The 23,120-nt window shown below is 67.9% G+C and carries 20 protein-coding genes and 1 pseudogene; 12 read left to right on the top strand and 9 right to left on the bottom strand.

All coding sequences use genetic code 11. The features are described 5' to 3' along the window. Positions 1-157: 157 nt before the first annotated feature. The 4 genes from ACFOLC_RS09655 to ACFOLC_RS09670 form a co-directional block, all read right to left on the bottom strand. Positions 158-892, bottom strand: a complete 735-nt coding sequence (locus ACFOLC_RS09655; protein WP_386759045.1) for a 2OG-Fe dioxygenase family protein — start codon at positions 890-892, stop codon at positions 158-160. A 26-nt stretch (positions 893-918) separates the two neighbouring features. After that, complete coding sequence (locus tag ACFOLC_RS09660) at positions 919-1,323, bottom strand: MAPEG family protein (protein WP_386759046.1); 405 nt, start codon at positions 1,321-1,323, stop codon at positions 919-921. A 127-nt stretch (positions 1,324-1,450) separates the two neighbouring features. Further along, complete coding sequence (locus tag ACFOLC_RS09665) at positions 1,451-3,190, bottom strand: M28 family metallopeptidase (protein WP_386759047.1); 1,740 nt, start codon at positions 3,188-3,190, stop codon at positions 1,451-1,453. A gap of 114 nt (positions 3,191-3,304) precedes the next feature. Next, on the bottom strand, positions 3,305-3,973 hold the full coding sequence (locus tag ACFOLC_RS09670) for a hypothetical protein (RefSeq protein ID WP_386759048.1): 669 nt from the start codon (positions 3,971-3,973) through the stop codon (positions 3,305-3,307). A 146-nt stretch (positions 3,974-4,119) separates the two neighbouring features. On the opposite strand from ACFOLC_RS09670, the gene gpmI reads away from it, so the two are divergent. From gpmI to ACFOLC_RS09685, 3 genes and pseudogenes are all read left to right on the top strand, one after another. Continuing rightward, positions 4,120-5,688, top strand: coding sequence for a 2,3-bisphosphoglycerate-independent phosphoglycerate mutase (gene gpmI / locus ACFOLC_RS09675; protein ID WP_386759049.1), 1,569 nt, complete (start codon positions 4,120-4,122; stop codon positions 5,686-5,688). Continuing rightward, entirely contained in the window at positions 5,688-6,908 is a 1,221-nt protein-coding gene (locus ACFOLC_RS09680; protein ID WP_386759050.1) for a murein hydrolase activator EnvC family protein, read from the top strand. Before gpmI ends, ACFOLC_RS09680 begins: the two co-directional genes overlap by 1 nt. Before the next feature lie 159 nt (positions 6,909-7,067). Then, positions 7,068-8,378 (top strand): annotated as a pseudogene (locus ACFOLC_RS09685) (S41 family peptidase); the annotation flags it as partial. A gap of 235 nt (positions 8,379-8,613) precedes the next feature. On the opposite strand, the gene ACFOLC_RS09690 reads toward ACFOLC_RS09685, so the two are convergent. Together ACFOLC_RS09690 and ACFOLC_RS09695 are read right to left on the bottom strand one after the other, a co-directional pair. Beyond that, the gene (locus ACFOLC_RS09690; RefSeq protein ID WP_386759051.1) at positions 8,614-8,934 is read right to left on the bottom strand and encodes a DUF1820 family protein; all 321 of its coding nucleotides are present in this window, start codon (positions 8,932-8,934) and stop codon (positions 8,614-8,616) included. Between the two features lie 113 nt (positions 8,935-9,047). Beyond that, positions 9,048-9,740 (bottom strand): rhomboid family intramembrane serine protease, encoded by a 693-nt coding sequence (locus ACFOLC_RS09695; protein ID WP_386759410.1) that lies wholly within the window; start codon positions 9,738-9,740, stop codon positions 9,048-9,050. A gap of 256 nt (positions 9,741-9,996) precedes the next feature. On the opposite strand from ACFOLC_RS09695, the gene ACFOLC_RS09700 reads away from it, so the two are divergent. Then, complete coding sequence (locus ACFOLC_RS09700; protein WP_386759052.1) at positions 9,997-11,355, top strand: OmpP1/FadL family transporter; 1,359 nt, start codon at positions 9,997-9,999, stop codon at positions 11,353-11,355. A gap of 84 nt (positions 11,356-11,439) precedes the next feature. On the opposite strand, the gene ACFOLC_RS09705 is transcribed toward ACFOLC_RS09700, so the two are convergent. Beyond that, the gene (locus ACFOLC_RS09705) at positions 11,440-12,168 is read right to left on the bottom strand and encodes a glutathione S-transferase family protein (RefSeq protein ID WP_386759053.1); all 729 of its coding nucleotides are present in this window, start codon (positions 12,166-12,168) and stop codon (positions 11,440-11,442) included. A 118-nt stretch (positions 12,169-12,286) separates the two neighbouring features. Between ACFOLC_RS09705 and ACFOLC_RS09710 the strand changes: the two genes are divergently transcribed. Beyond that, on the top strand, positions 12,287-13,183 hold the full coding sequence (locus ACFOLC_RS09710) for a LysR substrate-binding domain-containing protein (protein ID WP_386759054.1): 897 nt from the start codon (positions 12,287-12,289) through the stop codon (positions 13,181-13,183). Between the two features lie 214 nt (positions 13,184-13,397). On the opposite strand, the gene putA is transcribed toward ACFOLC_RS09710, so the two are convergent. Continuing rightward, positions 13,398-16,634, bottom strand: a complete 3,237-nt coding sequence (gene putA / locus ACFOLC_RS09715; protein ID WP_386759055.1) for a bifunctional proline dehydrogenase/L-glutamate gamma-semialdehyde dehydrogenase PutA — start codon at positions 16,632-16,634, stop codon at positions 13,398-13,400. Positions 16,635-17,066: 432 nt separating this feature from the next. Between putA and coxB the strand changes: the two genes are divergently transcribed. From coxB to ACFOLC_RS09740, 5 genes are read left to right on the top strand one after another with little or no spacing between them, the layout of a single operon-like run. Further along, entirely contained in the window at positions 17,067-18,026 is a 960-nt protein-coding gene (coxB, locus tag ACFOLC_RS09720) for a cytochrome c oxidase subunit II (RefSeq protein WP_386759056.1), read from the top strand. Between the two features lie 26 nt (positions 18,027-18,052). Further along, a complete protein-coding gene (gene ctaD, locus ACFOLC_RS09725; protein ID WP_386759057.1) occupies positions 18,053-19,666 on the top strand; it encodes a cytochrome c oxidase subunit I in 1,614 nt (537 codons plus the stop codon). 16 nt (positions 19,667-19,682) lie between these two features. Beyond that, the gene (locus ACFOLC_RS09730; RefSeq protein WP_386759058.1) at positions 19,683-19,817 is read left to right on the top strand and encodes a hypothetical protein; all 135 of its coding nucleotides are present in this window, start codon (positions 19,683-19,685) and stop codon (positions 19,815-19,817) included. Continuing rightward, positions 19,814-20,410 carry a cytochrome c oxidase assembly protein gene (locus tag ACFOLC_RS09735; RefSeq protein ID WP_386759059.1) on the top strand — a complete coding sequence of 199 codons (597 nt, stop codon included), beginning with the start codon at positions 19,814-19,816 and terminating at the stop codon, positions 20,408-20,410. The genes ACFOLC_RS09730 and ACFOLC_RS09735 overlap by 4 nt, the downstream gene beginning before the upstream one ends. A gap of 46 nt (positions 20,411-20,456) precedes the next feature. After that, positions 20,457-21,335 carry a cytochrome c oxidase subunit 3 gene (locus tag ACFOLC_RS09740; protein ID WP_386759060.1) on the top strand — a complete coding sequence of 293 codons (879 nt, stop codon included), beginning with the start codon at positions 20,457-20,459 and terminating at the stop codon, positions 21,333-21,335. Between the two features lie 139 nt (positions 21,336-21,474). On the opposite strand, the gene ACFOLC_RS09745 is transcribed toward ACFOLC_RS09740, so the two are convergent. Further along, complete coding sequence (locus tag ACFOLC_RS09745) at positions 21,475-21,690, bottom strand: twin transmembrane helix small protein (RefSeq protein WP_386759061.1); 216 nt, start codon at positions 21,688-21,690, stop codon at positions 21,475-21,477. A gap of 66 nt (positions 21,691-21,756) precedes the next feature. Here ACFOLC_RS09745 and ACFOLC_RS09750 point away from each other — a divergent pair, with 66 nt between their 5' ends. After that, positions 21,757-22,503: an SURF1 family protein gene (locus ACFOLC_RS09750; protein ID WP_386759062.1), complete on the top strand. Its 747-nt coding sequence runs from the start codon at positions 21,757-21,759 to the stop codon at positions 22,501-22,503. A 12-nt stretch (positions 22,504-22,515) separates the two neighbouring features. Next, positions 22,516-23,109: a hypothetical protein gene (locus ACFOLC_RS09755; RefSeq protein ID WP_386759063.1), complete on the top strand. Its 594-nt coding sequence runs from the start codon at positions 22,516-22,518 to the stop codon at positions 23,107-23,109. Positions 23,110-23,120: the final 11 nt, after the last annotated feature.

Here is a 23,120-nt window from a genome sequence, read left to right on the forward strand (position 1 = left end):
GCATGCCAATGCCGGACTGCCTGGCCTGCGGACCCGCACGCCGCCCGGATAATCCAAGGCCTTGAATCAGAACAACGGCAACGTCGTGCCTGCAGGTCTTCGAGTCACGTAGTGCATGAAGTTTCGCAGCCCGCGAATCCGGGGACTGCGAAGCACGTCAACCGGCCTTGCGCAATGTCACCACCAGCACGTCGCGGTGCGATGGCAAGCCAGGGTCTTGTGGCGTGACTGCAGTGACCCCGTGGAAGACGCGGTTGTCGTCGACCAGGGCGGCATCGAGGGGCGTGGTCAGGGTGAAGCTGCCGAGCTGGGTGCCGTCGGCGCTGTGGATCGTGGTGGTGCCGCTGACGATGTTCTGGCGGTCGACCAGCAGCACCAGTACGTAGTCGACGCCGTCGCGGTGCACGCCCTCGGGCGTCGGTTGACCCGGCTCATCCGGGCGGGCCTCGATACGGAACTGATGCAGCTCGATGTGCCAGGAGCGCACGCTCGGGGCGAGGCTTCCGAAGAAGTCGCGGCTGAATTCGAGGATCGCACGCAGGCTGATGCTGTCAGCAATCTCCGGCAGCACCGGCTCGAACCAGCGTTCGATGTCGCCCTGCAGGACGTTGTACTGCAGGCTCTGGTAATGCGGCTGGTGCGGCTTGCGCTGGATCGCACCCGTGGGTGCGGCCGAGAACACCGCATGGCGTCGTCGTCGATGGCGACCGAGGCTGGCCAGGTACGGGTCCGGTGCCAATTGATTCCAGCTCGCGGCGAACGCCGCCCAATCATCGAGCGTATGCGCCTGCTCGAGCAGTACGCGCATGGCGGTCGCGTCGACGAAACCAAAGCCATCGCGTTGCAGGTGACTACGCAGCGCGGGCATCGGGTTGTCGCTGACAGAGGGCATGGGCAGGGTATTCGATGAGTCGATGGTCACGCGGCCGCGGTCATGCGCAGTGCCGCCTGTGCCAGCAACCACAGCACGCAGACGAAACCGCCGGTCCAGGCCAGCGTGCGCAGCATGTGCTGGTTGGCGATGTAGAGCAGGCCGTGCAGCACGCGGAAAACGATGAAGACGACGGCGAGCCAGGCGATGCGCTCGTGTGCGACGCCGGCCAGCTGGGCCAGGATGACGCCGGTCGCGAACGGTGCAAACGCCTCGAAGCTGTTGAGCTGGGCGGCATTGGCGCGCTGCGAGCGCGGGTTGTCCTGGCGTGCCTGCCAGGCACGCGGGTCGCGGTTGTTGTAACGCTCGCCACTGGCCTTGGCGATGGCGACCCACAGGTAAGGCAGTGCGGCGGCGATCAGGACACACCAATAGGCCGTGGCAAGGGTCATGACGGGTTCCGGGAGTTCGGGCGCGATCAGCCTAACCGAAACCGGCCGAAGCGAATCCACCCGGCCGGAAACGGCAACGGCGCCCCGATTCCGGGACGCCGTTGCGTATGACCGCCTTGTGCACAGGTTACTTCGCGGCGGGTTGCATCAGCTTGTCGTGCGCGGCGCGGAAGGCGTTGCCTTCGTACCAGTTTGGCCATTGCTCGTTGCCGGCCAGGGTCTTGCCGACGCCGTACAGGGCGTCGAGGTCCTGGACCACGCCGTCGAGTTTCCAGGCCGGGTCGTACTGGTCACCGGGCTTGTGGTAGCGGTGGTCGCGGTAATCGACCTGGGCCTTCAGGCCAGCCTCAAGGCCGCCGTCGATCAGGTCGTCGCCGCCCTTGGCGTACAGCGCCGGCACGCCGGCCTTGGCGAAGTTGAAGTGATCGGAGCGGAAGTAGAAGCCGTTTTCGGGCGTGGCCTCGGCTTGCAGCACGCGTTGCTGGCCGCTGGCGACGGTCTTGAGGATGTCCTCCAGTTCCGAACTGCCGGAGCCGACCACGGTCATGTCGCGGGACTGGCCGATCACCGGCATCGCATCGAGGTTGATCACCGCCACGGTCTTGTTGAGCGGGATGCTCGGGTGGGCGACGTAGTACTTGGAGCCAAGCAGGCCGGACTCCTCCAGCGTCACCGCCAGGAACAGCAGCGAGCGGTCCGGCGGCGGCGTCTGCTTGCTGAAGGCCTCGGCGATCTCGAGGATGCCGGCCACGCCGGTGGCGTTGTCGACCGCGCCGTTGTAGATCGTGTCGGTGTGCGGCTCGCCACCGCTGGAGGCGCCATGCTCGTCGGCCTCATGCGCATGGTTGCCGAGGTGGTCCCAGTGCGCCATGTAGACGATGGCCTCGTCCGGACGCTTGGCGCCCGGCAGCAACGCGACCACGTTCTTCGACGACTTCTGGCTGGTCTTGCTCTTGAGGTCGACCGATGCCTTGGCCTGCAGCGGGATCGCCTTGAAGCCCGGTTGGCCGGCGGCCCGGTAGAGCGCGTCGAGATCCTGGCCGAGGTCGGCGAACAACTTGCGCGCGACCTCGCCGGTGATCCAGCCCTGCACCGGCAGGCGCGGCTCCGGGTCATCCTGCGAGGGCAGGTCGAACTGCGCGCCCGACCAGGAGTTCTTGACCACGTCCCAGCCGTAGGAGGCACCGTCGCTGTCGTGGACGATCAGCGCGGCGGCGGCGCCCTGGCGCGCGGCTTCCTCGAACTTGTAGGTCCAGCGGCCGTAGTAGGTCATCCGCTTGCCCTCGAACAGCTTCGGGTCTTGCGAATGGAAGCCGGGGTCGTTGACGAGGATGACCACGGTCTTGCCCTTGACGTCGACGCCGGCGTAGTCGTTCCACTTCTGCTCGGGCGCGTTGACGCCGTAGCCGACGAACACCAGCTCGCTGCCGTCGACCTTGACCTCGGGCTGGCCGGTGCGGGTGCCGACGACCATGTCGCTGCCGAACTTGAGCTCGCGCGGCTGACCCTTGACGTCGAGCTTGAGGGTGGTGGCTTCGTCGGCCGTGGTCTCGACCATCGGCACGTCCTGGAAATAGCTGGCGCCGTTGCCCGGCTTCAGGCCCAGGCGCTTGAACTGCGCTTCCAGGTACTGGACGGTCTTTTCCTCGCCGGCGCTGCCGGGGGCGCGGCCCTCGAATTCATCGGACGCGAGCGTCTTGACGTGCGCGGCGAAGTCGGCGGCGTTGATCGCGCCGTCGAAGGCGTGGTCGGATGCGGGTGACGGCGCAGGCGCGGTGGCCGTCGGCGCGTCGGCCTCGGGCTGGGTGCAGGCCGCGAGCGCAAGCGCGCCGAGCATCGCGGTCGTGAGCAGGGTTGTACGGGACATGGGACCTCCGGAAGGATCGATCGCGCCGGCCGGTGGGTGCCGGCGCGAAATTCCATTCTAGGCCCGCGGGCCGGACCGGCGTCGTGCCGGGTCCGGCAGTTCGGGACGACCGGATTACTGCGCCGGCGGCGTGGTGCCCTCGAAGCGCACCGCGGTGGCGCCGGTGATCGGGCCGGTCTTGGCGGTGCTGTGCACGTACAGGGTGACCTTGCGCTCGAACACCAGCGGGCCGTCGACAACCGCGTTGGGCCCGATGATCACCCGCGGGTCGCGCTGCCTGGTCGTGAACCACGACGTGCTGCTGGGCTTGGCGTAGTGCAGCCCGCCCTTGACGTGCGAGCCGGCGCCGACGGTGACGTCGCCGTTGACCGTGGCCAGGCCGCCGCTGACGTCGGTGTCGACCAGGCCGATCGCGCCGTTGACGGTTTCGATGTCGCCGCGGACGCTGCCGCCGCGATCGATGAAGACGCCGCCGTTGACGGTTTCGACGCCGTCGTCGAGGCGGGCCCGGGCCGCTACGCGGATGCTGCCGTTGACCGTGGACAGGCCGCCGGCCTGCACGTTCTCGGCGAGAGTGATGCTGCCGTTGACGGTCTCGGCATCGCCGGTCCGGGCCTGGCTGCCGACCTTGATGCTGCCGTTGACGGTGCCCAGGTCGCCGGCCTGCTGGCCGGCCTCGACGGTGATGCTGCCGTTGACCTTGTCGATGTCCTGGTTGGCGAAAGCGGCCGGTGCGGCGAGGGCCAGTGCGAGCGAGAGAGCGAGTCTGGAGCGGATGCGCATCGTTTGGGTTCCGGTTTGGACGGGTTTCAAAGTATGGATGCCGCGGAGACGGTGCCGGTTTAACCCGCTTCGCTACAATCGCGGGCAATGCCGCGTGCGGGCCCTGCCCGACGTCGCCGCCTCGTCACTCTAATTGGGAATCCGACGTGTCCGCAGAGATTGTGCGCCCCCACCCCGTGGTCCTGCTCATCCTCGATGGCTGGGGTCACCGCGACGACCCGGCCGACAACGCCCTGGCCCAGGCGACGCTGCCGCATTGGCACGCCCTGCTGGCCGCCGCACCGCACACGCTGATCCACACCGAGGGCCGTCACGTCGGCCTGCCGGACGGGCAGATGGGCAATTCCGAGGTCGGCCACATGAACCTGGGCGCCGGCCGCATCGTCTATCAGGACCTGACCCGGGTCGATGCCGCGATCGAGGACGGCAGCTTCTTCGCCAATGCCGAGCTGCGCGCCGCCTGCGCCGCGGCCAAGGCGCACAACGGTACGCTGCACGTGATGGGGCTGCTGTCGCCGGGCGGTGTGCACAGCCACGAGAACCACATCCTCGCGATGCTGGACCTGGCCAAGCGCGAAGGCGTCGCCGACGTCGCCGTGCATGCGTTCCTCGACGGCCGCGACATGCCGCCGCAATCGGCCGAGCCGAGCCTGCGCCGGCTGCAGGCCGCCTGCGATCGCCTCGGCAACGCCCGCATCGCCTCGGTCAGCGGGCGTTACTTCGCGATGGACCGCGACCAGCGCTGGGACCGCCAACGCCGCGCCTGGGACGCGATCGTCGAGGCAGCGAGCGAGCACGTCGCTGCCGATGCACTGAGCGCACTGCGCGAGGCCTACGCGCGCGGCGAGACCGACGAGTTCGTCGCGCCGACCGTGATTTCAGCGGGCACGGCGGCCGGCAGCGCGCCTATGCGCGACGGCGATGCCGTGGTGTACATGAATTTCCGCGCCGACCGCGCACGTCAGCTGACCGCAGCGTTCGTCGCGCCCGGTTTCGACGGGTTCCAGGCGCGGCGGCCGCAGCTGTCGCGCTTCGTCTGCCTGACCGGGTACGACGCCCGGCTGCCGGCGTCGGTGGCGTTTGCCCCCGACGAACTGCGCAACACGCTGGGCGAGGTGCTCGCAGCCCATCACCTCAAGCAGCTGCGCATCGCCGAGACCGAGAAGTACGCGCACGTCACCTTTTTCTTCAGCGGCGGCCGCGAGGAGCCCTACCGGGGCGAGACGCGCACGCTGGTGCCGAGCCCCAGGGTCGCCACCTACGACCTGCAGCCGGAGATGAGCTGCCCCGAAGTGACTGCCAAGCTCACCGCGGCGATCCGTTCCGGTGACATCGACGTGGCGATCTGCAACATCGCCAACCCGGACATGGTCGGCCACAGCGGCATCCTGGCCGCCGCGATCCAGGCCGCCGAAGCGGTCGATATCGCGATCGGCGCGATCGTCGAGGCCGTGCGCGACAGCGGCGGCGCGCTGCTGGTCACCGCCGACCACGGCAACCTCGAAATGATGCGCGATCCCGCGACCGGCCAGCCGCACACCGCGCACACGGTCGGGCCGGTGCCGTTCGTCTACCTCGGCCCGCGCGCGGCGACGCTGCGCAGCGGTGGGGCCCTGCGCGACGTCGCGCCGACCATCCTCGACCTGCTCGGCCTGCCGCAGCCGGCCGAGATGAGCGGGCGCAGTCTGCTCGAAGCCGGCCAGCCCATCGACTGATGCGGGCCCTGCGCACGCCCCTTGTCGTCGTCCTCGCCGCCGCGTTGCTGGCGTTGCCGGTCGCGGCGCAGAACAGCCGCGAGGCCGAGCGCAAGCTCGAGAAGGTGCAGCGCGAGCTCAAGTCGGTCGCCGCCGAGCGGCGCAAGATCGAGGGCCAGCGCGGCGCGGCGACCAAACAGCTGCGCGAGGCCGACCAACAGGTCGGCCAATCCAGCCGCAGCCTGCGCGCGATCGAGAGCCGTCTGGCGCACGAGCAGTCGTCGCTGGTCGCGCTGCAGCAACAGCGCGACGCGTTGCAGGGCAAGCTGGGTGCGCAACGCGAGGAACTGGCGCTGCTGCTGCGCGCGACCTACATGCAGGGCAACGATGCACCGCTGAAGCTGCTGCTGGCGCAGGACCGTGCCGCCGATGGCAACCGCCTGATCGCCTATTACGGTTACGTGCAACGCGACCGCACCCGGCGCATCGCCGCGCTCAACACCGAGCTCAGCGAACTAGATGCGGTCGAGCGCGCGATCGTGCTGCGCAAGAGCGAGCTCGACAGCACCCGCAAGCAGCAGCGCAGCCAGCTCGGCCAGCTCGAGAGCGATCGCAAGGCGCGTGCGACGCTGGTCGCGCAGCTCGACCAGCGCTACAAGGACCGCAGCAGCCGCGAGCGCGCGCTTGGCCGCGATGCCAAAGGACTGCAGCAGGTGCTGACCAAATTGCGCGCGGCCGCCGTACGCGCTGCGGCGCAGCGCCGTGCCGCGGCCGAGCGTGCGGCACGCGCGGCGCAGCGCAGCGGCAAGCCTGACGCGCCAACGCGCCGACCGGTGACGGTGGCGAGCGCGCCGCCGTTGCAGGTCGGCGGACTGGGCTGGCCGGTGTCCGGTGCCTTGCTGGCCGGCTACGGCGGCACCATGCCCGACGGCCGCGGCAGCGACGGCCTGCTGATCGGCGCCAACGCCGGCAGCACGGTCAAGGCGGTCGGCGACGGTCAGGTGGTCTACGCCGAGTGGATGACCGGCTACGGCCTGCTGCTGATCGTCGACCACGGCAATGGCTACATGAGCCTGTACGCACACAACGACGCCCTGCTCAAGGACGTCGGCGCGACCGTGAAGCGCGGCGATCCGGTCAGCACGGTCGGCAGCTCGGGCGGGCAGGGCCGGCCGGCGTTGTACTTCGAGTTGCGCCGCAACGGCGCGCCGGTCAACCCCAATACATGGCTGCGGCGTTAATGGCCCGATGCCGGTCACGGCGGCGTTAACGAAAGCTTCCATCGCGGCCGCCTAACGTGTTCATAATCCGTCGAACCGCCGCTGCCGGCTGCGGTCCAAGCCGGTATCCGTTGTTCGTGTATTGCCCGCGTGTTGCCGCGTGTTGCCCTGGAGTCGTGCATGTCCCTGCGTTATCTGGCCCCGCTCGTGTTCGCCGCTTTCGTCACCGCGCCAGCCGCGGCGCAGGACGCGCCTGCGCAGGACGTCGCGCCGATCGAGTCGCCCGATGCCGAGACCGCCGACTCCAAGGTGCCGCTCGACGAGATCCGCCGCTACGTTTCGGTCTACAACGCGGTCAAGCAGGCCTACGTCGAACCGATCGACGACAAGAAGCTGATGCACTCGGCGATCCGCGGCCTGCTGTTCGACCTCGACCCGCACAGCGTCTACCTCGACAAGAGCGATGCCGAGAATTTCGAAGAGCAGTCGCGCGGCGCCTACGACGGTGTCGGCGTCGAACTGCTGCGCCAGCCCGACGGTTCGCTGCGGGTGATCGCGCCGATCGACGACACCCCGGCCGCGCGCGCCGGCATCAGGGCCGGTGACATCATCACCGCGATCGATGGCAAGGCGTTCAAGCCCGACGAGGGCGACAGCTCCGGCCCGCTGCGCGGCCCGACCGGCAGCAAGGTCACCCTGACCGTGGTGCGCGAGGGTCGCGACAAACCCTTCGACGTGACCCTGACGCGCGAGACCATCCGCATCGTCAGCGTGCGCAGCAAGATGCTCGAGCCGGGGTACGGCTACGTGCGCATCGCCTCGTTCCAGGCCGACACCGCCGCCGATTTCGAGAGCCAGCTCGACAAGCTCAAGGCCCAGGCCGGCGGCAAGCTACGCGGTCTGGTGATCGACCTGCGCAGCAATCCGGGCGGTCTGCTGACCTCGGCGGTGCAGATCGCCGACGACCTGCTCGAGTCCGGCAAGATCGTCAGCACCCGCGGCCGCATCGCGATCAGCGACGCGCAGTTCGGCGCGACCCCGGGCGACAAGCTCGACGGCGCGCCGGTGGTGGTGCTGGTCGATGCCGGCTCGGCGAGCGCTTCGGAAGTGCTGGCCGGCGCGCTGCGCGACAACGGCCGCGCGCGCATCGTTGGCAGTCGCACGTTCGGCAAGGGCTCGGTGCAGACGGTGTTGCCGCTCGACAACGGCGACTCGGTCAAGCTGACCACCGCGCGTTACTTCACCCCGAGCGGCAAGTCGATCCAGGCGTTGGGCATCATTCCCGACGTGACCCTGCGCCCGGGCAAGGAGGCCGAAGGCGGCGTGCGCAATTTCAGCGAGGCCAGCCTGCCCGGCCACCTGCGCGGCGACGAGGAAGACCAACCCGGCGCCAATGCCGGCGACGTGCTGGAGGGCGATGCCCCGATCACCGCGGCGTTGGCTGAATTGAAGAAGCCAACGGTGGCGAGTGCGGCGCCGCCTGCGACCAAGCACTAAGCCGCATCCGACTAACTGATGTTTGATTTGCCCTAGCCCCCTGAGTCAGGGGGCGGTTCGCGCCGCAGGCGCGCAAGGGTGGGGGTGTGGAAGCGCACTGGCCGGGGCCCGAAGTTTGCGCAGCAAACTTCGGGCCCCGGCCAGGCGTAGCCTGAGTCAATGCCGCGAAAGGGCGGGGTATGGAGGTCCACGCGTGGGGAGTGAGCCGCCGCAGGTGGATCGCTCCCCGTTACCGCGGTTTGGCGGGCAGCGGGAACGGCGTCACCACCTTCTCGCCGGTGGCGGCGTCGCGGATCGCCGACTGGCCTTTGCGCTCGACTTCCTCGATGCGCACGATGCTCTGCATCGGCAGATGCAGCACACGGGTGTTGCCGAACTCGTCGCGCAGGCGCTCCTCGGTCGGGTCGATCACGACACCGTCGTGCACGTCAAACACCAGTTCGCCGACCTCGGTGAAACCCCACAGGGCGCCGGAGGCGACGCGGCGGGCGTACAGCTCGTAGACCTTGCCGGCGTTGAGGAAGGTCACTTTGTAGAGAGTCTTGGCCATCAGGCGGGAATCGGGAATGGGGAATAGGGAATCGCAAAGCTGCGATGGGCTCGGTTCCACGATGGGGTGGAAGCATGGGCATCTCAAGCTCTTGCCGTTTCGATTCCCGACGCTCAGAAGCCGCGTTTGCGGCGCAGGCGCCGGACAATGCCGGCGCGTGCGATCAGCGCGAACGCGCCGCCGAAAGCGAAGCCGGCCAGGTGCGCCGACCAGGCCACCGCGCCGAAGGCCGGGCCGATGAAGGTGAACACCAGTTGCAGCAGCGCCCACACGCCGATCAGCAGCGGCGCCGGCACCTTCACGAACTGCAGGAACAACCCCAGCGGCACCACCACGCCGAGCTTGGCGCCCGGGAACAGCGCCAGGTAGGCGCCGATCAATGCCGACACCGCGCCGCTGGCGCCGATGATCAGCCGGTCCGGCGTACCGATTGCGATCACCGCCGCCAGATTGGCGACGGCGCCGCCCAGCAGGAACAGCGCCAGCAGCCGCCACGGCCCCATCGCGCGCTCGGCAGGCAGGCCGAAGATCAGCAGGAACACCAGGTTACCGAGCAGGTGCGCCCAGTCGGCGTGCAGAAGCAGCGCGCTGAACAGACGCAGGGTGCTGCCGTCACGCAGTGCCTGCAGCCAGTCCTGCGGCGAGGCCAGCCCACCCGAAAGCGCGCCCCATTCCATCATCAGGCGGTGCTGCGCCGGGTCGGGCAGCAGCTCGGCGCCGATGAAGCACAGCCACAGCGCGCTGAACAGCAACGGCGTCGCCCAACGCAGCGGCGTGCGCTCGCGCGACGGGATCGCCACGAACACCATTCAGGCCCCGCCGCCGGCCGGGCCGGCACGGTCAAGAGGGCAAATCAGGGCGGGACAGCGCTTGGGCATGGGGGCGAAGAGGGTGGCTGGCCGGTGGCCCGGCTATTGTTAGCGTTGGGTTAATAGCCGCGCTATAGTGCATACGGCGTCGTACGTCGGGAGGGCTTCCGGCACGCGCTGACGACCGGCTCGGCCGGTCCTCAGGCAAAGACGGCCGCGGAAGACCAAAAATACTCCAATGGAGACTCCACGCATGCAACACGTTCACGGTTTCACGCGCCTGTCGGCGCTCGCACTCGGCATCACCGGCGCTCTGGCGTTCGGCCAGGTTCACGCCTCGGGCTTCCAGATCAAGGAAAACAGCGTCAAGGCCCAGGGCCGCGCGTTCGCCGGCTCCGCCGTCGCCGCCGGCGATGCCTCGGTCGTCGCCAACAACCCGGCGGCGATGACCCAGTTCGAGGGCACCACGGTCCAGGCTGATGTCACCACCATCGACCTGGGCTTTGAGTTCGAGGGCTCCGGCACCGCGCTGGGTGGCCGCCCGATGACCGGCGACAACGGCGGCGACGCCGGCGACCTGATCCCGGTGCCGGCGATGGCGTTCGTGCACAAGCTCGACAACGGCCTGGCGCTGGGCGCCATGGTCAGCGCGCCGTTCGGCCTGGTCACCGACTACGACGCCGACTGGGTTGGCCGCTACTCCGCCGACAAGTCCGACCTGCAGACCATCGACCTGACCCTGTCGGCCGCGCTCGACATCACCGAGCGCTTCTCGGTCGGCCTGGGCATGATCTATGAGCGCGCCGACGTGACCCTGTCGAAGGCGGTGGACTTCGGCACGATCATCTGCGCCTCGGGCAGCCCGGCCAACTGCTTCAACCCGGCCTACCCGTTCCGTCCGCAGGCCAACGACGGCCATGCCGAGGTCGAAGGCGACAGCAACAGCTTCGGCTGGCTGGTTGGCGCCACCCTGCGTCCGACCGACAAGCTGTCGATCGGCGTGTCGTACCGCTCCGAGATCGACCACGAGATCGACGGTTCGGTCGACTGGACCGTGCCGGGCAATGTGCAGGCCGCGCTCGGCGGCAACCCGAACACCGCCGTGCTGTTCAAGGACGGTGGCGCCCGCGCCGACCTGACCACGCCGTCGGTCACCACGGTCAGCGTCGCCTACCAGTTCACCGACGCCTTCTCGATGATGGCCGACTGGTCGCAGACCGGCTGGGACTCGCTGCGCGAGATCAACATCGACTTCGCCAACCCGGATCCGAACTCGGTCGAGGACTTCGACTGGAAGGAAACGCAGTTCTGGTCGCTGGGCGGCGAGTACAAGCTTACCGACGCCTGGACCCTGCGCGGTGGCTACGCCTACGACGAGAGCCCGACCGACATCGCCACGCGCACGCCGCGCCTGCCTGACGGCAACCGCAAGTGGTACTCGCTCGGCGCCAGCTGGCAGGCCACGCAGAGCCTCGAGGTCAACTTCGCCTACACCTACCTCGACGCCGGCAACCCGCAGATCGACCTTGCCGACGCCCAGGGCCACACCCTGGTCGGCGAGTACGACGCAAACGTCAGCCTGTACGGCATCTCGGCGCAGTACAAGTTCTAAGCAAGCGCGTCATCGAAAGAAAAAGCCCCGCTTCGGCGGGGCTTTTTTGTGGCGCAGCCTGGGCGCGCGATCCGCAACGGTGCCTCAGGCGGCCAGCGGCAGCCACTCCAGCGCTTCGCCCATATCGACCTCGCCGAGGAAGCCACCGGCCGTCACTGCCGGCTTCTGCTTCTCGATCGCGTGGGCGAAGACCACCGCCGGATCAGCTTCGAGCTTGTCATACAGGCGCTGCAGGTTCGGGTAGTCGCGGCGGTCGATGACGTCGTGGTAGCGGGTCCAACGGGCGATGCCGGCGAAGTAGGCGTCGGCCAGGGTCTTGTGTTCGCCCAGCAGCCAGGGTTGATCGCCGAGCATGGCCTCGAGCAGCGCATGGGCGCGGATCACCTTGGCGCGGCCGTATTCGCGCAGCACCGCCGCTTCGTTGGCGTCGCTGCCGTGCTCGAGGATGTGCCACAGCGGCACGAAGGCATTGAAGAAGGTCGTGTTGAGGAAGCCGAGCATCTGGTTGAGGCGGTCGAACTGCGCCGTGCCCTGGGCGAAGCCGATGCCCTTCGCGATGCCGCGCGCGCCGATGTGGTTGAGGATGGCGGCGCTCTCGCTGATGATCTGGCCGTCCGCGGTCAGCAGCGAAGGCGTTTCCGCGACCGGGTTGATGCGGCGGTAGGCGTCGCTGGTCACCATTTCGGGCATCTCGATGCGGGACAGGCGGTAGGGCTGTCCCAGCCATTCCAGCGCGACGATCGAACCGAACGAGCAGCCCGAAGGCACGCCGTAGAACAGGGTGGGGGCGGTGGCGGAGGAGGGGGTGGTCATGGTGGTTGTCCTTGATTGAGGGACCCGAAGTCGGGGTGCGATCAATCTATTTCCGTGGACATTGACTGAGTAGTAGGCAAATATTGGACTTATCGTCCATGATTACGGACTTTGCACCGTGCTCAATCTCAACGACCTCGTGCTGTTTGCCGCCGCCGTCGAGCACGGTGGCTTTGCTGCCGCCTCACGCCATCTGGGTGTGCCGAAATCGACCATCAGCAAGCGGGTGGCCGAGCTCGAAGAAGGCCTGGCAGCGCGCCTGATCCATCGCACGTCGCGCAGCTTCGTCCTGACCGAGCTTGGGCGTGACTTCTACGAACATGCGCGCGCCGCGTTGATCGAGACCGAGGCCGCAGAAGCGGTGGTGCGCCGGCGCCAGGCCGAACCCGGCGGCACGGTGAAGATCACCGCCTCGGTGCCGACCGCGCAGATGCACCTGGCGCCGCACTTGCCGGCGCTGGCGCGCGCGTACCCGCGCGTGCAGGTGCAGGTGGTGGTCACCGACCGCTTCGTCGATCTGGTGCAGGAGGGCTTCGACATCGCCGTGCGCAGCCACTTCGCGCCGTTGCCGGATTCCGGGCTGGTGCAGCGGCAGTTGCTGGTCGAGCCGATCCTGCTGGTGGCCGCGCCCGCCTACCTCGATCAACGCGAGGCGCTGCATTTGCCCGCGGATCTGGCCAGCCACGACGGCCTGCTGACCGCAGCGACGGCCACCCATTGGCAGCTCTCCGATGCGAACGGCGAGACGGCGCAGGTGACGCCGCTGCCGCGAATGGTGGCCAACGAATCGACCGTGCTGGTCAGCGCGGCGATCGCCGGGCTGGGCGTGGTCTGCCTGCCCGAGACGATCTGCCGCGCGCCACTCGCGGCCGGGCAGCTGGTGCGCGTGCTGCCGGAGTGGAGTGCGGGCCGTGTCACCACCACGCTGGTGATGCCGCACCGGCGCGGCCAGCTGCCGGCGGTGCGCGCTACCGTGGAGTTTCTGGCGCGCTGCCTGGGCGCAGCAGACACCTGAAAAAACACGCGCGAGGAGAAACCTCGCGCGTGGTGTTGGCGGCGGGCGTTGGGCCCGCCGAATGCTGGCGGCGTTTACTCGTTCCGGCCCTGCGCTTCGCGACGGGCGTTCGTAAGCACGCGAGCCAGTGGCTCGCAAACGCGCTTACTCGTCCGGCCCGCCGCAGCGCGGCGGGCGTTCGTAGCCACGCGCGGCAGTGCCGCGCAAGCCGTGGCTACTCACCCAACGTCAGCAGCGAGGCGTTGCCGCCGGCGGCCGTGGTGTTGATGGTGATCGTCTTCTCGGTGGTGAAGCGCGGCAGGTAGTGCGGGCCGCCGGCCTTGGGGCCGGTGCCGGACAGGTTCTGGCCGCCGAACGGCTGCACGCCGACCACCGCACCGATCTGGTTGCGGTTGACGTAGCAGTTGCCGACCTTCGCCCGCGCGCTGATCTTGTCGACGGTCTCGTCGATGCGCGAGTGGATGCCCAGGGTCAGGCCGTAGCCGGTGGCGTTGATCGCGTCGATGACGTTGTCGAGCTGGTCGGCCTTCCAGCGGATCACGTGCAGCACTGGGCCGAAGACCTCCTTGCGCAGCTGGTCCAGCGACTTCAGTGCGTACGCGCGCGGCGCGAAGAAGCTGCCGTGGGCGGCATCGCCGTCGAGTGCGACCTCGCCGATCTTGCTCGCTTCCACGTCCATGCGCGCGGCGTGGTCGACCAGCATCTGCAGTGCGTCGTTGTCGATCACCGGGCCGACGTCAGTCGACAGCAGGCCGGGGTCGCCGACCTTCAGTTCATTCATCGCGCCGGCCAGCATCGCGGTGACCTTGTCGGCGATGTCGTCCTGCACGAACAGCACGCGCGCGGCCGAGCAGCGCTGGCCGGCCGAAGTGAAGGCCGAGCCGATCGCGTCCTTGACCACCTGTTCGGGCAGCGACGAGGAGTCGGCGATCAGCGCGTTCTGGCCACCGGTCTCGGCGATCAGCACGCCGATCGCGGCATCGCGCGCGGCCATGGCGCGGTTGATGGCGCGCGCGGTGTCGGTTGAGCCGGTGAAGGCCACGCCGGCCACGCGCGGGTCACGCGTCAGCGCGGCGCCGACGGTGGCGCCGTCGCCGGGCAGGAACTGCAGCACCGCTTCCGGCACGCCGGCTTCGTGCAGCAGCTTGATCGCGTAGTAGCCGATCAGGTTGGTCTGCTCGGCCGGCTTGGCGATGACGCTGTTGCCGGCGGCCAGCGCCGCGGCGATTTGTCCGGCGAAGATCGCCAGCGGGAAGTTCCACGGGCTGATGCAGACGAACACGCCACGGCCGGACAGCTGCAGGGTGTTGGACTCGCCGGTCGGGCCCGGCAGGGCTTCCACCGCGAAGATCTTGCGCGCCTGCTGGCCGTAGTAACGCAGGAAGTCGACCGCCTCGCGCACTTCGGCAACGCCGTCGGGGATGGTCTTGCCGGCTTCCTTGGTGCACAGCGCCAGGTACTGCGGCATGCGCTGCTCAAGCATCTGCGCCGCGTGCTCCAGGATCGCGGCGCGCGAAGCGGCCGGCGTCGCATTCCATGCATCCTGCGCGGCGACCGCGTTGTTCAGCGCCAACTCGACCGTGGCGGCATCGGCGGCCTGCCATTGGCCGACGGTCTCGCGGCGGTCGGCCGGATTGGTCACGGCGATGTGCGGACCGGACACGGTCGCGCCCGGCACCAGCGGTGCGGCACGCCAGTCGGCCTTGGCTGCGGCATTGACCTGCTCGGCGAGCATGCGAAGTTGATCGTCGTTGGCGAGGTTGATGCCCATGGAGTTGCTCCTCTCGAAATACTGATGTGCAGCCGCATAGCTGCGGTACAGGTCGACCGGCTGCGGGATGCGCGGGTGTGGAATGGAATCGAACGACGACACGGTTTCGACCGGATCGCGGATGAGGTCGTCGATGGCGACGTCCTCGTCGGTGATGCGGTTGACGAAGCTGGAGTTGGCGCCGTTCTCGAGCAGGCGCCGCACCAGGTACGGCAGCAGGTCTTCGTGCGAGCCGACCGGTGCGTACACGCGGCACGGCACGTCGAGACGATCGGCCGGGATGACCTCGGCGTAGAGGTCGTCGCCCATGCCGTGCAACTTCTGGAACTCGAAGTGTTTCTCGCGGCCCATCGCCTTCGCGCGCTGGTGGATCGTGGCGATCGTCTGCGCGTTGTGGGTGGCGAACATCGGGTAGATCGCATCCGATGCTTCGAGCATGCGGCGCGCGTTGGCCAGGTACGACACGTCGGTGTTGGGCTTGCGCGTGAACACCGGATAGCCGGCCTGGCCGTCGACCTGCGCGCGCTTGACCTCGCTGTCCCAGTACGCACCCTTGACCAGCCGCACGGGAATGCGACGGCCGTTGCGGCGGGCGAGGTCGGCGATGAACTCGATCGCCTCCGGTGCGCGCTTCTGGTAGGCCTGGATGGCCAGGCCGTAGCCTTCCCAGCCGTCGAGCGAGATGTCGCGGTAAGCCGCGGCGATCACGTCGAGCGACAGCTCGAGGCGGTCGGCTTCCTCGGCGTCGATGGTGAAGCCGATGCCGTAACGCTTGGCCAGTTGTGCCAGTTCAAGCACGCGCGGCGTCAGTTCGGCGAACACGCGTTCGCGCTTGGCGTGCTCGTAGCGCGGATGCAGTGCAGACAGCTTGACCGAGATGCTTGGCGCGGCGAACACGTCGCTGCCGATGTAGTTGCCGCTCTGGCCGATCGCATGGATCGCGTCGCGATACGCCTGCTGGTAACGCAGCGCGTCCTGGGTGGTCAGCGCGCCTTCGCCGAGCATGTCGAACGAGTAACGGTAGCTGGCGTTGTCGCCCTTGCGCGAACGGCCCAGCGCTTCGCCGATGGTGCGGCCCATGACGAACTGGTGGCCCATGATCCGCATCGCCTGGCGCACCGCCAGGCGGATCACCGGCTCGCCGACGCGGCCGATCAGGCGCTTGAAGGCGTTGTGCACGTCGCGCTTGGTGTCGTCGGCCAGGTCGACCAGGTGGCCGGTCAGCATCAGGCCCCAGGTCGAGGCGTTGACCAGCACCGAATCGGACTGGCCCATGTGCTTCTTCCAGTCGGCGTCGCCGAGCTTGTCGCGGATCAGCTTGTCGGCGGTTTCCTGGTCCGGAATGCGCAGCAGCGCCTCGGCCACGCACATCAGCAGCACGCCTTCCTCGCTGCCCAGGTCGTACTGGCGCATGAAGGCCTCGATCGCGCCCTGGTCCTGGGCGCGATCACGTACGCGGCGCACCAGGTCGGCGGCGGTGGCCTGCGCGGCGGTGCGTTCGGCGTCGGGCAGGTGCGCCTGCTCGAGCAGATGGCGGACGTGGGCGGCCTCGTCGCGGACCCAGCCGGCGGTGAGTGCGGCGCGTGGGCCGGTTGGGGCCGGCGGGAGTTCGGGGCTGAGCAGCAGCGCGTGCGGCGGCGGGACGTCGCTGGTGACGGCAGAGGAAGCGGTGGTGGTCATCGGACCCGTGGGACAGCCGTGGGAAGCCCGTTAGTTTAGAGCTTTCGGCCGATCCCGGCCTGTGCGCGGCCGGTCCGCCCGCCGCGTCGGAATGGGGCGGCGGTGCGCAGTCGCGACGGGAACGCCCGAGATTGCGGCAAACCTTGCGGCACAGGGCGTTTCGGGCCATTTGCGCAAGGCGCGGAGCCGTGTCATGAACGCGCCGCGGGTTGCCGCAAGGCGGGGCGGCGGCTACCATTTCTCGGTTATCCGTAGCGCCCATGGGCCAGATTGCCCAGGCGTGATGGGCCCCCACGCAGGTGTTTGGGGCTCGCCAGCCACCTCCTTCCGGACGGTCCCCGCGTGTTGGCGCGGCCGGTGCCGGGAGAGGCAGCCCGCGGAGCACGACAACGCAACCACGTTTACCTAGTGACTTTTCTGGGGCTCGAACAGATGAAAGCCGGTCGTTTCAAGCAGTGGGCAGCGGGCATCGCCGCGATGGCGCTGCCGGTCCTTGCGTTTGCGCAAGCGACCGACCCGAAGCCGTGGCAGCTGAACATGGGTCAGGGCGTCACCGCCCAGTCGGCCAACGCCTATTCGGCGCACATGTTCGCGCTGTGGGTGTGCGTGATCATCGGCATCCTGGTGTTCGGCGCCATGGCCGTGGCCATGTTCAAGTTCCGCCACTCCAAGGGCGCGGTGCCGGACAAGGACTTCACCCACTCCACCAAGCTCGAGATCATCTGGACCGTGGTGCCGGTGGTGCTGCTGGTGCTGATGGCGTTCCCGGCGACCAGCAAGCTGATCGCGATGTACGACACCCGCAACGCCGAGATGACGGTGAAGATCACCGGCTTCCAGTGGATGTGGAAGTACGAGTACCTGGGCGAGAACGTGGCCCTCACCAGCCGCCTCGACCGCAAGAGCGACGAGATCCGCCAGAGCAAGGCGGTCCCGACCGCGGCCGACCACGCCCACTACCTGCTCGACGTCGACAACGTGCTGGTGCTGCCGACCGACACCAAGATCCGTTTCGTGATCACCGCCGACGACGTGATCCACGCCTGGTGGGTGCCGGCGCTGGGCTGGAAGCAGGACGCGATCCCGGGCATCGTCAACGAGGCCTGGACCGAGATCCAGAAGCCGGGCATCTACCGCGGCCAGTGCGCGGAGCTGTGCGGCAAGGATCACGGCTTCATGCCGATCGTGGTCAAGGCCGTGCCCAAGGCCGAGTACCAGCAGTGGCTGGCCGCCGAGAAGGCCAAGAACGCGCCGGCCCCGGCTCCGGCCCCCGCCGCTCCGGCTGCCCCTGCACCGGCCGCTCCGACCGAGGCGCAGCCGCAAGGCAGCTCCACCCCGAACACCGAAGCCACGGCCGCAGCTGCTCCCCAGCACGCTCCGGTCGCCGGCTGATCGTCACGCATTCTCTGAGGTAGGCCATGGCCGTCACGCACGCTGACACCCATCACGATGATCACGCCCACAAGCAGGGCTTCATCGAGCGTTGGTTCTTCTCGACCAACCACAAGGACATCGGCACGCTGTACCTGATCTTCAGCTTCATCATGTTCATCATCGGCGCGGCGATGAGCGTGGTGATTCGCACCGAGCTGGCGGTCCCGGGCCTGCAGCACGTCAGCCCCGAGTTCTTCAACCAGATGACGTCGATGCACGCGCTGGTGATGATCTTCGGCGGCGTCATGCCGGCCTTCGTCGGCCTGGCCAACTGGATGATCCCGCTGCAGATCGGCGCGCCGGACATGGCGCTGCCGCGCATGAACAACTGGTCGTTCTGGATCCTGCCGTTCGCCTTCACCCTGCTGCTGATGACCCTGTTCCTGCCCGGCGGCGGCCCCGCCGGCGGCTGGACGCTGTACCCGCCGCTGTCGCTGCAGGGCGGCAGCAACGTCGCCTTCACCATCTTCGCCATCCACATGATGGGCATCAGCTCGATCATGGGCGCGATCAACGTCATCGCCACCATCCTCAACATGCGTGCCCCGGGCATCGACCTGCTGAAGATGCCGATCTTCTGCTGGACCTGGCTGATCACCGCGTTCCTGCTGATCGCGGTGATGCCGGTGCTGGCCGGCGCGGTGACGATGCTGCTGACCGACAAGTTCTTCGCCACCTCGTTCTTCAATGCGGCCGGCGGCGGCGACCCGGTGATGTACCAGCACATCTTCTGGTTCTTCGGGCACCCCGAGGTCTACATCATGATCCTGCCGGCGTTCGGCATTGTCAGCGAGATCATCCCGACCTTCAGCCGCAAGCCGCTGTTCGGCTACCAGGCCATGGTGTACGCGACCGCCGCGATCGCCTTCCTCTCGTTCATCGTGTGGGCGCACCACATGTTCACCGTCGGCATGCCGCTGGGTGGCGAGATCTACTTCATGTTCGCGACGATGCTGATCTCGATCCCGACCGGCGTGAAGGTGTTCAACTGGGTCACCACCATGTGGCGCGGCTCGATCAGCTTCGAGGCGCCGATGCTGTGGGCGATCTCGTTCGTGATCCTGTTCACCATCGGTGGCTTCTCGGGCCTGATGCTCGCCATCGTGCCGGCCGACTTCCAGTACCACGACACCTACTTCGTGGTCGCGCACTTCCACTACGTGCTGGTCACCGGTGCCCTGTTCGGCATCATCGCCGCCGTGTACTACTGGTGGCCGAAGTGGTCGGGCCGCATGTACAACGAGACCTGGGCCAAGTTCCACTTCTGGTGGACGATGGTGTTCGTCAACCTGCTGTTCTTCCCGCAGCACTTCCTCGGCCTGGCCGGCATGCCGCGCCGCATCCCGGACTACAACGTGGTGTTCGCCGACTGGAACCTGATCAGCTCGATCGGCGCGTTCGGCATGTTCATCACGCCGTTCCTGATGGGCTTCATCCTGTGGCGCTCGCTGGCCACCGGCGCCAAGGCCGACGCCCGCGCCTGGGAAGCCGCAAAGGGCCTGGAGTGGACCGTGCCGAGCCCGGCGCCGCACCACACCTTCACCACGCCGCCGGTGATCCGCGACGGCGACCTCGCCCATGGCGACATCTCGCACTGAGTCCGAGCCGGCCGACATGACCCCGACCACCGCCCCCCGCAATGACGATGCCGCACGCCGCAAGGCCGTGCGCCGCACCGCGCTGTGGGTGGCGGCGATCGCGGTTGGCATCTACATCGCCTTCATCCTCAGCGGAGTGCTCGGGCAATGAGCGACGCGCCCGACAGCCGCAAGAGCAGCAGCGCCGGCCTGACCAAGATGGTCGTGGTGGCGATCGGCGCATTCGCGCTGACGTTCGCGCTGGTGCCGCTGTACCGCATTGCCTGCGAGAAGGTGTTCGGCATCCGCCTGGAGCGCAGTGCCGCCAGCGGCGTGCAGGACGCCAAGGCGGCGCCGGCGAAGCGGACGATCACCGTGCAGTTCGACGGCGGCGTCAATTCCAAGTTGCCGTGGGAGTTCTCGCCGCACCAGGTGACGATGCAGGTCGTGCCGGGCGAGCAGTACCAGACCACCTACTACGCGCGCAACACCAGCGACCGTGCCGTCGTCGGCAGCGCAGTGCCTTCGGTGGCGCCGGCGCGCGCGTCGGGTTACTTCAACAAGACCGAGTGTTTCTGCTTCACCGCTCAGACCCTGCAGGCGGGCGAGGCACGCGACATGCCGGTGCGTTTCATCGTCGACCCGAACCTGCCGGCCGACGTCAACACGATCACCCTGTCCTATACCTTCTTCAAGAACGACACGCTGACCGCACAGCAGCAAGGCACGGCCAAGGCCGCGCCCGCGCCGCTTTCGGCTCCGTGACGTAGATCCTTTCCTTGTAATCGCCGCACTTATACGGAACGCCGCCATGGCCCAAGCCCACTCGCCAGACGCCAACATCTACTTCGTGCCGCACAGCAGCCGTTGGCCGTTCCTCGGTTCGATCGCGTTGTTCACGACCATGATCGGCGTTGCCAGCTGGCTCAACGAGGCCAGCTGGGGCAAGGGTGTCTTCTTCTTTGGCATCGCGCTGCTGATCGCCGTGCTGTTCGGCTGGTTCGGCGACGTCGTGCGCGAGTCGGTGCGCGGCAACTACAACAAGCAGGTCGACACCTCGTTCCGCATGGGGATGATCTGGTTCATCTTCTCCGAGGTGATGTTCTTCGGCGCGTTCTTCGGCGCGTTGTACTACGCGCGCCAGTTCGCGCTGCCGTGGCTTGGCGGTGAAGGCGACGGTGTCATGACCAACTCGCTGCTGTGGCCGGGCTATTCCACGGCTTGGCCGAGCAACGGTCCGGGTGCGATCGGAGGTCTCTACCAGACCATCCCGGCGTGGGGCCTGCCGCTGCTCAACACCATGATCCTGCTGACCTCGGGCGTGACGGTCACCATCGCCCACCACGCGCTCAAGGCCGGCCACCGCAAGCAGCTGTTGCTGTTCCTTGGCCTGACAGTGCTGCTCGGCGCGCTGTTCCTGTTCTTCCAGGCTGAGGAGTACATCCACGCCTACAAGGAACTGAACCTGACCCTGGGCTCGGGCATCTACGGCTCCACTTTCTTCATGCTCACCGGCTTCCACGGCGCGCACGTGACGCTGGGCACGATCATGCTGGCGGTGATCTGGTTCCGCTGCCTCAAGGGCCACTTCAGCAAGGACCAGCACTTCGCGTTCGAGGCGGTGGCCTGGTACTGGCACTTCGTCGACGTGGTCTGGCTGGGCCTGTTCCTGTTCGTCTACGTGCTGTAAGGCCGTGCTTCGTGATGGGTGATTCGTGATTGGCGAATAAACACCAGCACGAGCCCGGTCGAACAAGAAAGGCGACGGCATCACCGTCGCCCTTTTTGCTTTTACGAATCACCAATCACCAATCACCAATCACGGCTCCTCACGGCCCGCCGTGGAACTTGATCCAGCCCATGTAGTTGGCCAGGACGACCAGCAGGATCAGCGCGACGGACAGCGCGATACGACGGGTCAGTGCGTTCACGGTGCGCTTGCTCTCGCCCTTGTCGACGAGCATGTAGTAGAGGCCGGCGCCCAGGTTCCACAGGATCACGATCAGGAAAGCGATGACCAACAAGGTCTTCAGGGAATCGTTCATGGCAGCGTCCGATCGGCCCCGTGACGGGGCGTATTCGTCATTATCGCAGCCACACGCGAGGAAGTCGTGAGCCGTCGGAGCAGCCTCATCATCGGATGGATTGCGGCAACCTTGGCGATCGCGCTGTTCGTCCATCTGGGCCTGTGGCAATCGCGTCGTGCGGTCGAGAAACAGGCCATGCTCGATGCCGCGGCGCAGGTGCTGGAAACCCGCACGCCGAAGCCACTGGCCGTCGCGTCCGATCCACGGCGCGCGCGCGCGTACGACTGGAGCGCAGGCGCCGGTTCGTTCGAGGAAGACGGTGCATGGCTGCTCGACAACCAACTGCGCAACGGTCGCGCCGGTGTGCGTGTCTATCGTGTATTCCACCCCGGCCGTGCCGTGCCGTCGCTGCAGGAAGGGCGGTTGCTGGTTGACCTGGGCTGGGTGCCGCTGTCGGGCGATCGCCGGATGCCCGCCCTCGAGCCCGCGCCATCGGGCATCGTCGAAGTGCGCGGCCTGTTGGCGCCGCCTCCCTCGGGTGGCCTGGCCATGGGGCCGGCTTTCCGCCAGGAAGGCGCGCATCGGCTGATGACGCGGCTCGATACCAGGCAGATGAGCGCTGAGCTGGGACTGGCCGTGCCGCTCGCGCCGCGCGTGCTGCGCCTGGACCCGGCCCTGCCGAGCGGCTACCAACGCGACCTCGAGCTGCTGCCCAACACGCTGCCGCCGGACAAGCACCGCGGCTATGCCGTGCAGTGGTTCGGGCTGGCGCTGACGGTGCTGGCCACCGCGCTGATCCTGACCTTCCGCAAGCCGCGTCGACGACCGTAGGAGTCCCGTGCGATGAACACCGACAACACCCACCGCACCCGCAACCGCAGCCTGCTGATCGCGCTGTTCGTGATGTTCTTCGGCAGCATGCTGGTCGCGGGCCTGCTGCGTTTCTCCGGCTGGCGCCCGGAAGGCATGAAGAACCACGGCGAGCTGCTGCAGCCGCCGACCGACCTGCGCCAGCAGGTGCCGCAACTGCACGATGGCACGGCTTACCGCTGGAACCCGGCCGGGCGAGTCTGGCGCATCGTGGTCGCACCGCCGGCCGATTGCGCGGCGCAATGCGAGCAGCTGGCACGCGACATCGACACGGTCTGGCAGCTGTTCGGCAAGGATGCGGACGACGTGCACGTGTTGTGGCTGTGCCAGGCACCGGACTGTGCGCCACCGGCGAACGTGCCGCGCCCGGCGACGTTGCGCGTGCTCCGGCCCGATCCGGTGCTGCGTGCCGCCTTGCCGCGCGTCGACGAGACCGCTGCAAAGGGCGCGCGCGGTGTGCCGGTGTACGTCATCGATCCCTACGGCTTCGTCATTCTGCGCTACCCTCCCGGCTTCGATCCGGCCGGGCTGCGCGCCGACCTGGCCAAGCTGCTCAAGCTGAAGTGATCCGTCCGGAA

It is taken from the genome of Lysobacter cavernae, assembly GCF_042648505.1.
Taxonomy (GTDB): Bacteria; Pseudomonadota; Gammaproteobacteria; order Xanthomonadales; family Xanthomonadaceae; genus Lysobacter_L; species Lysobacter_L cavernae.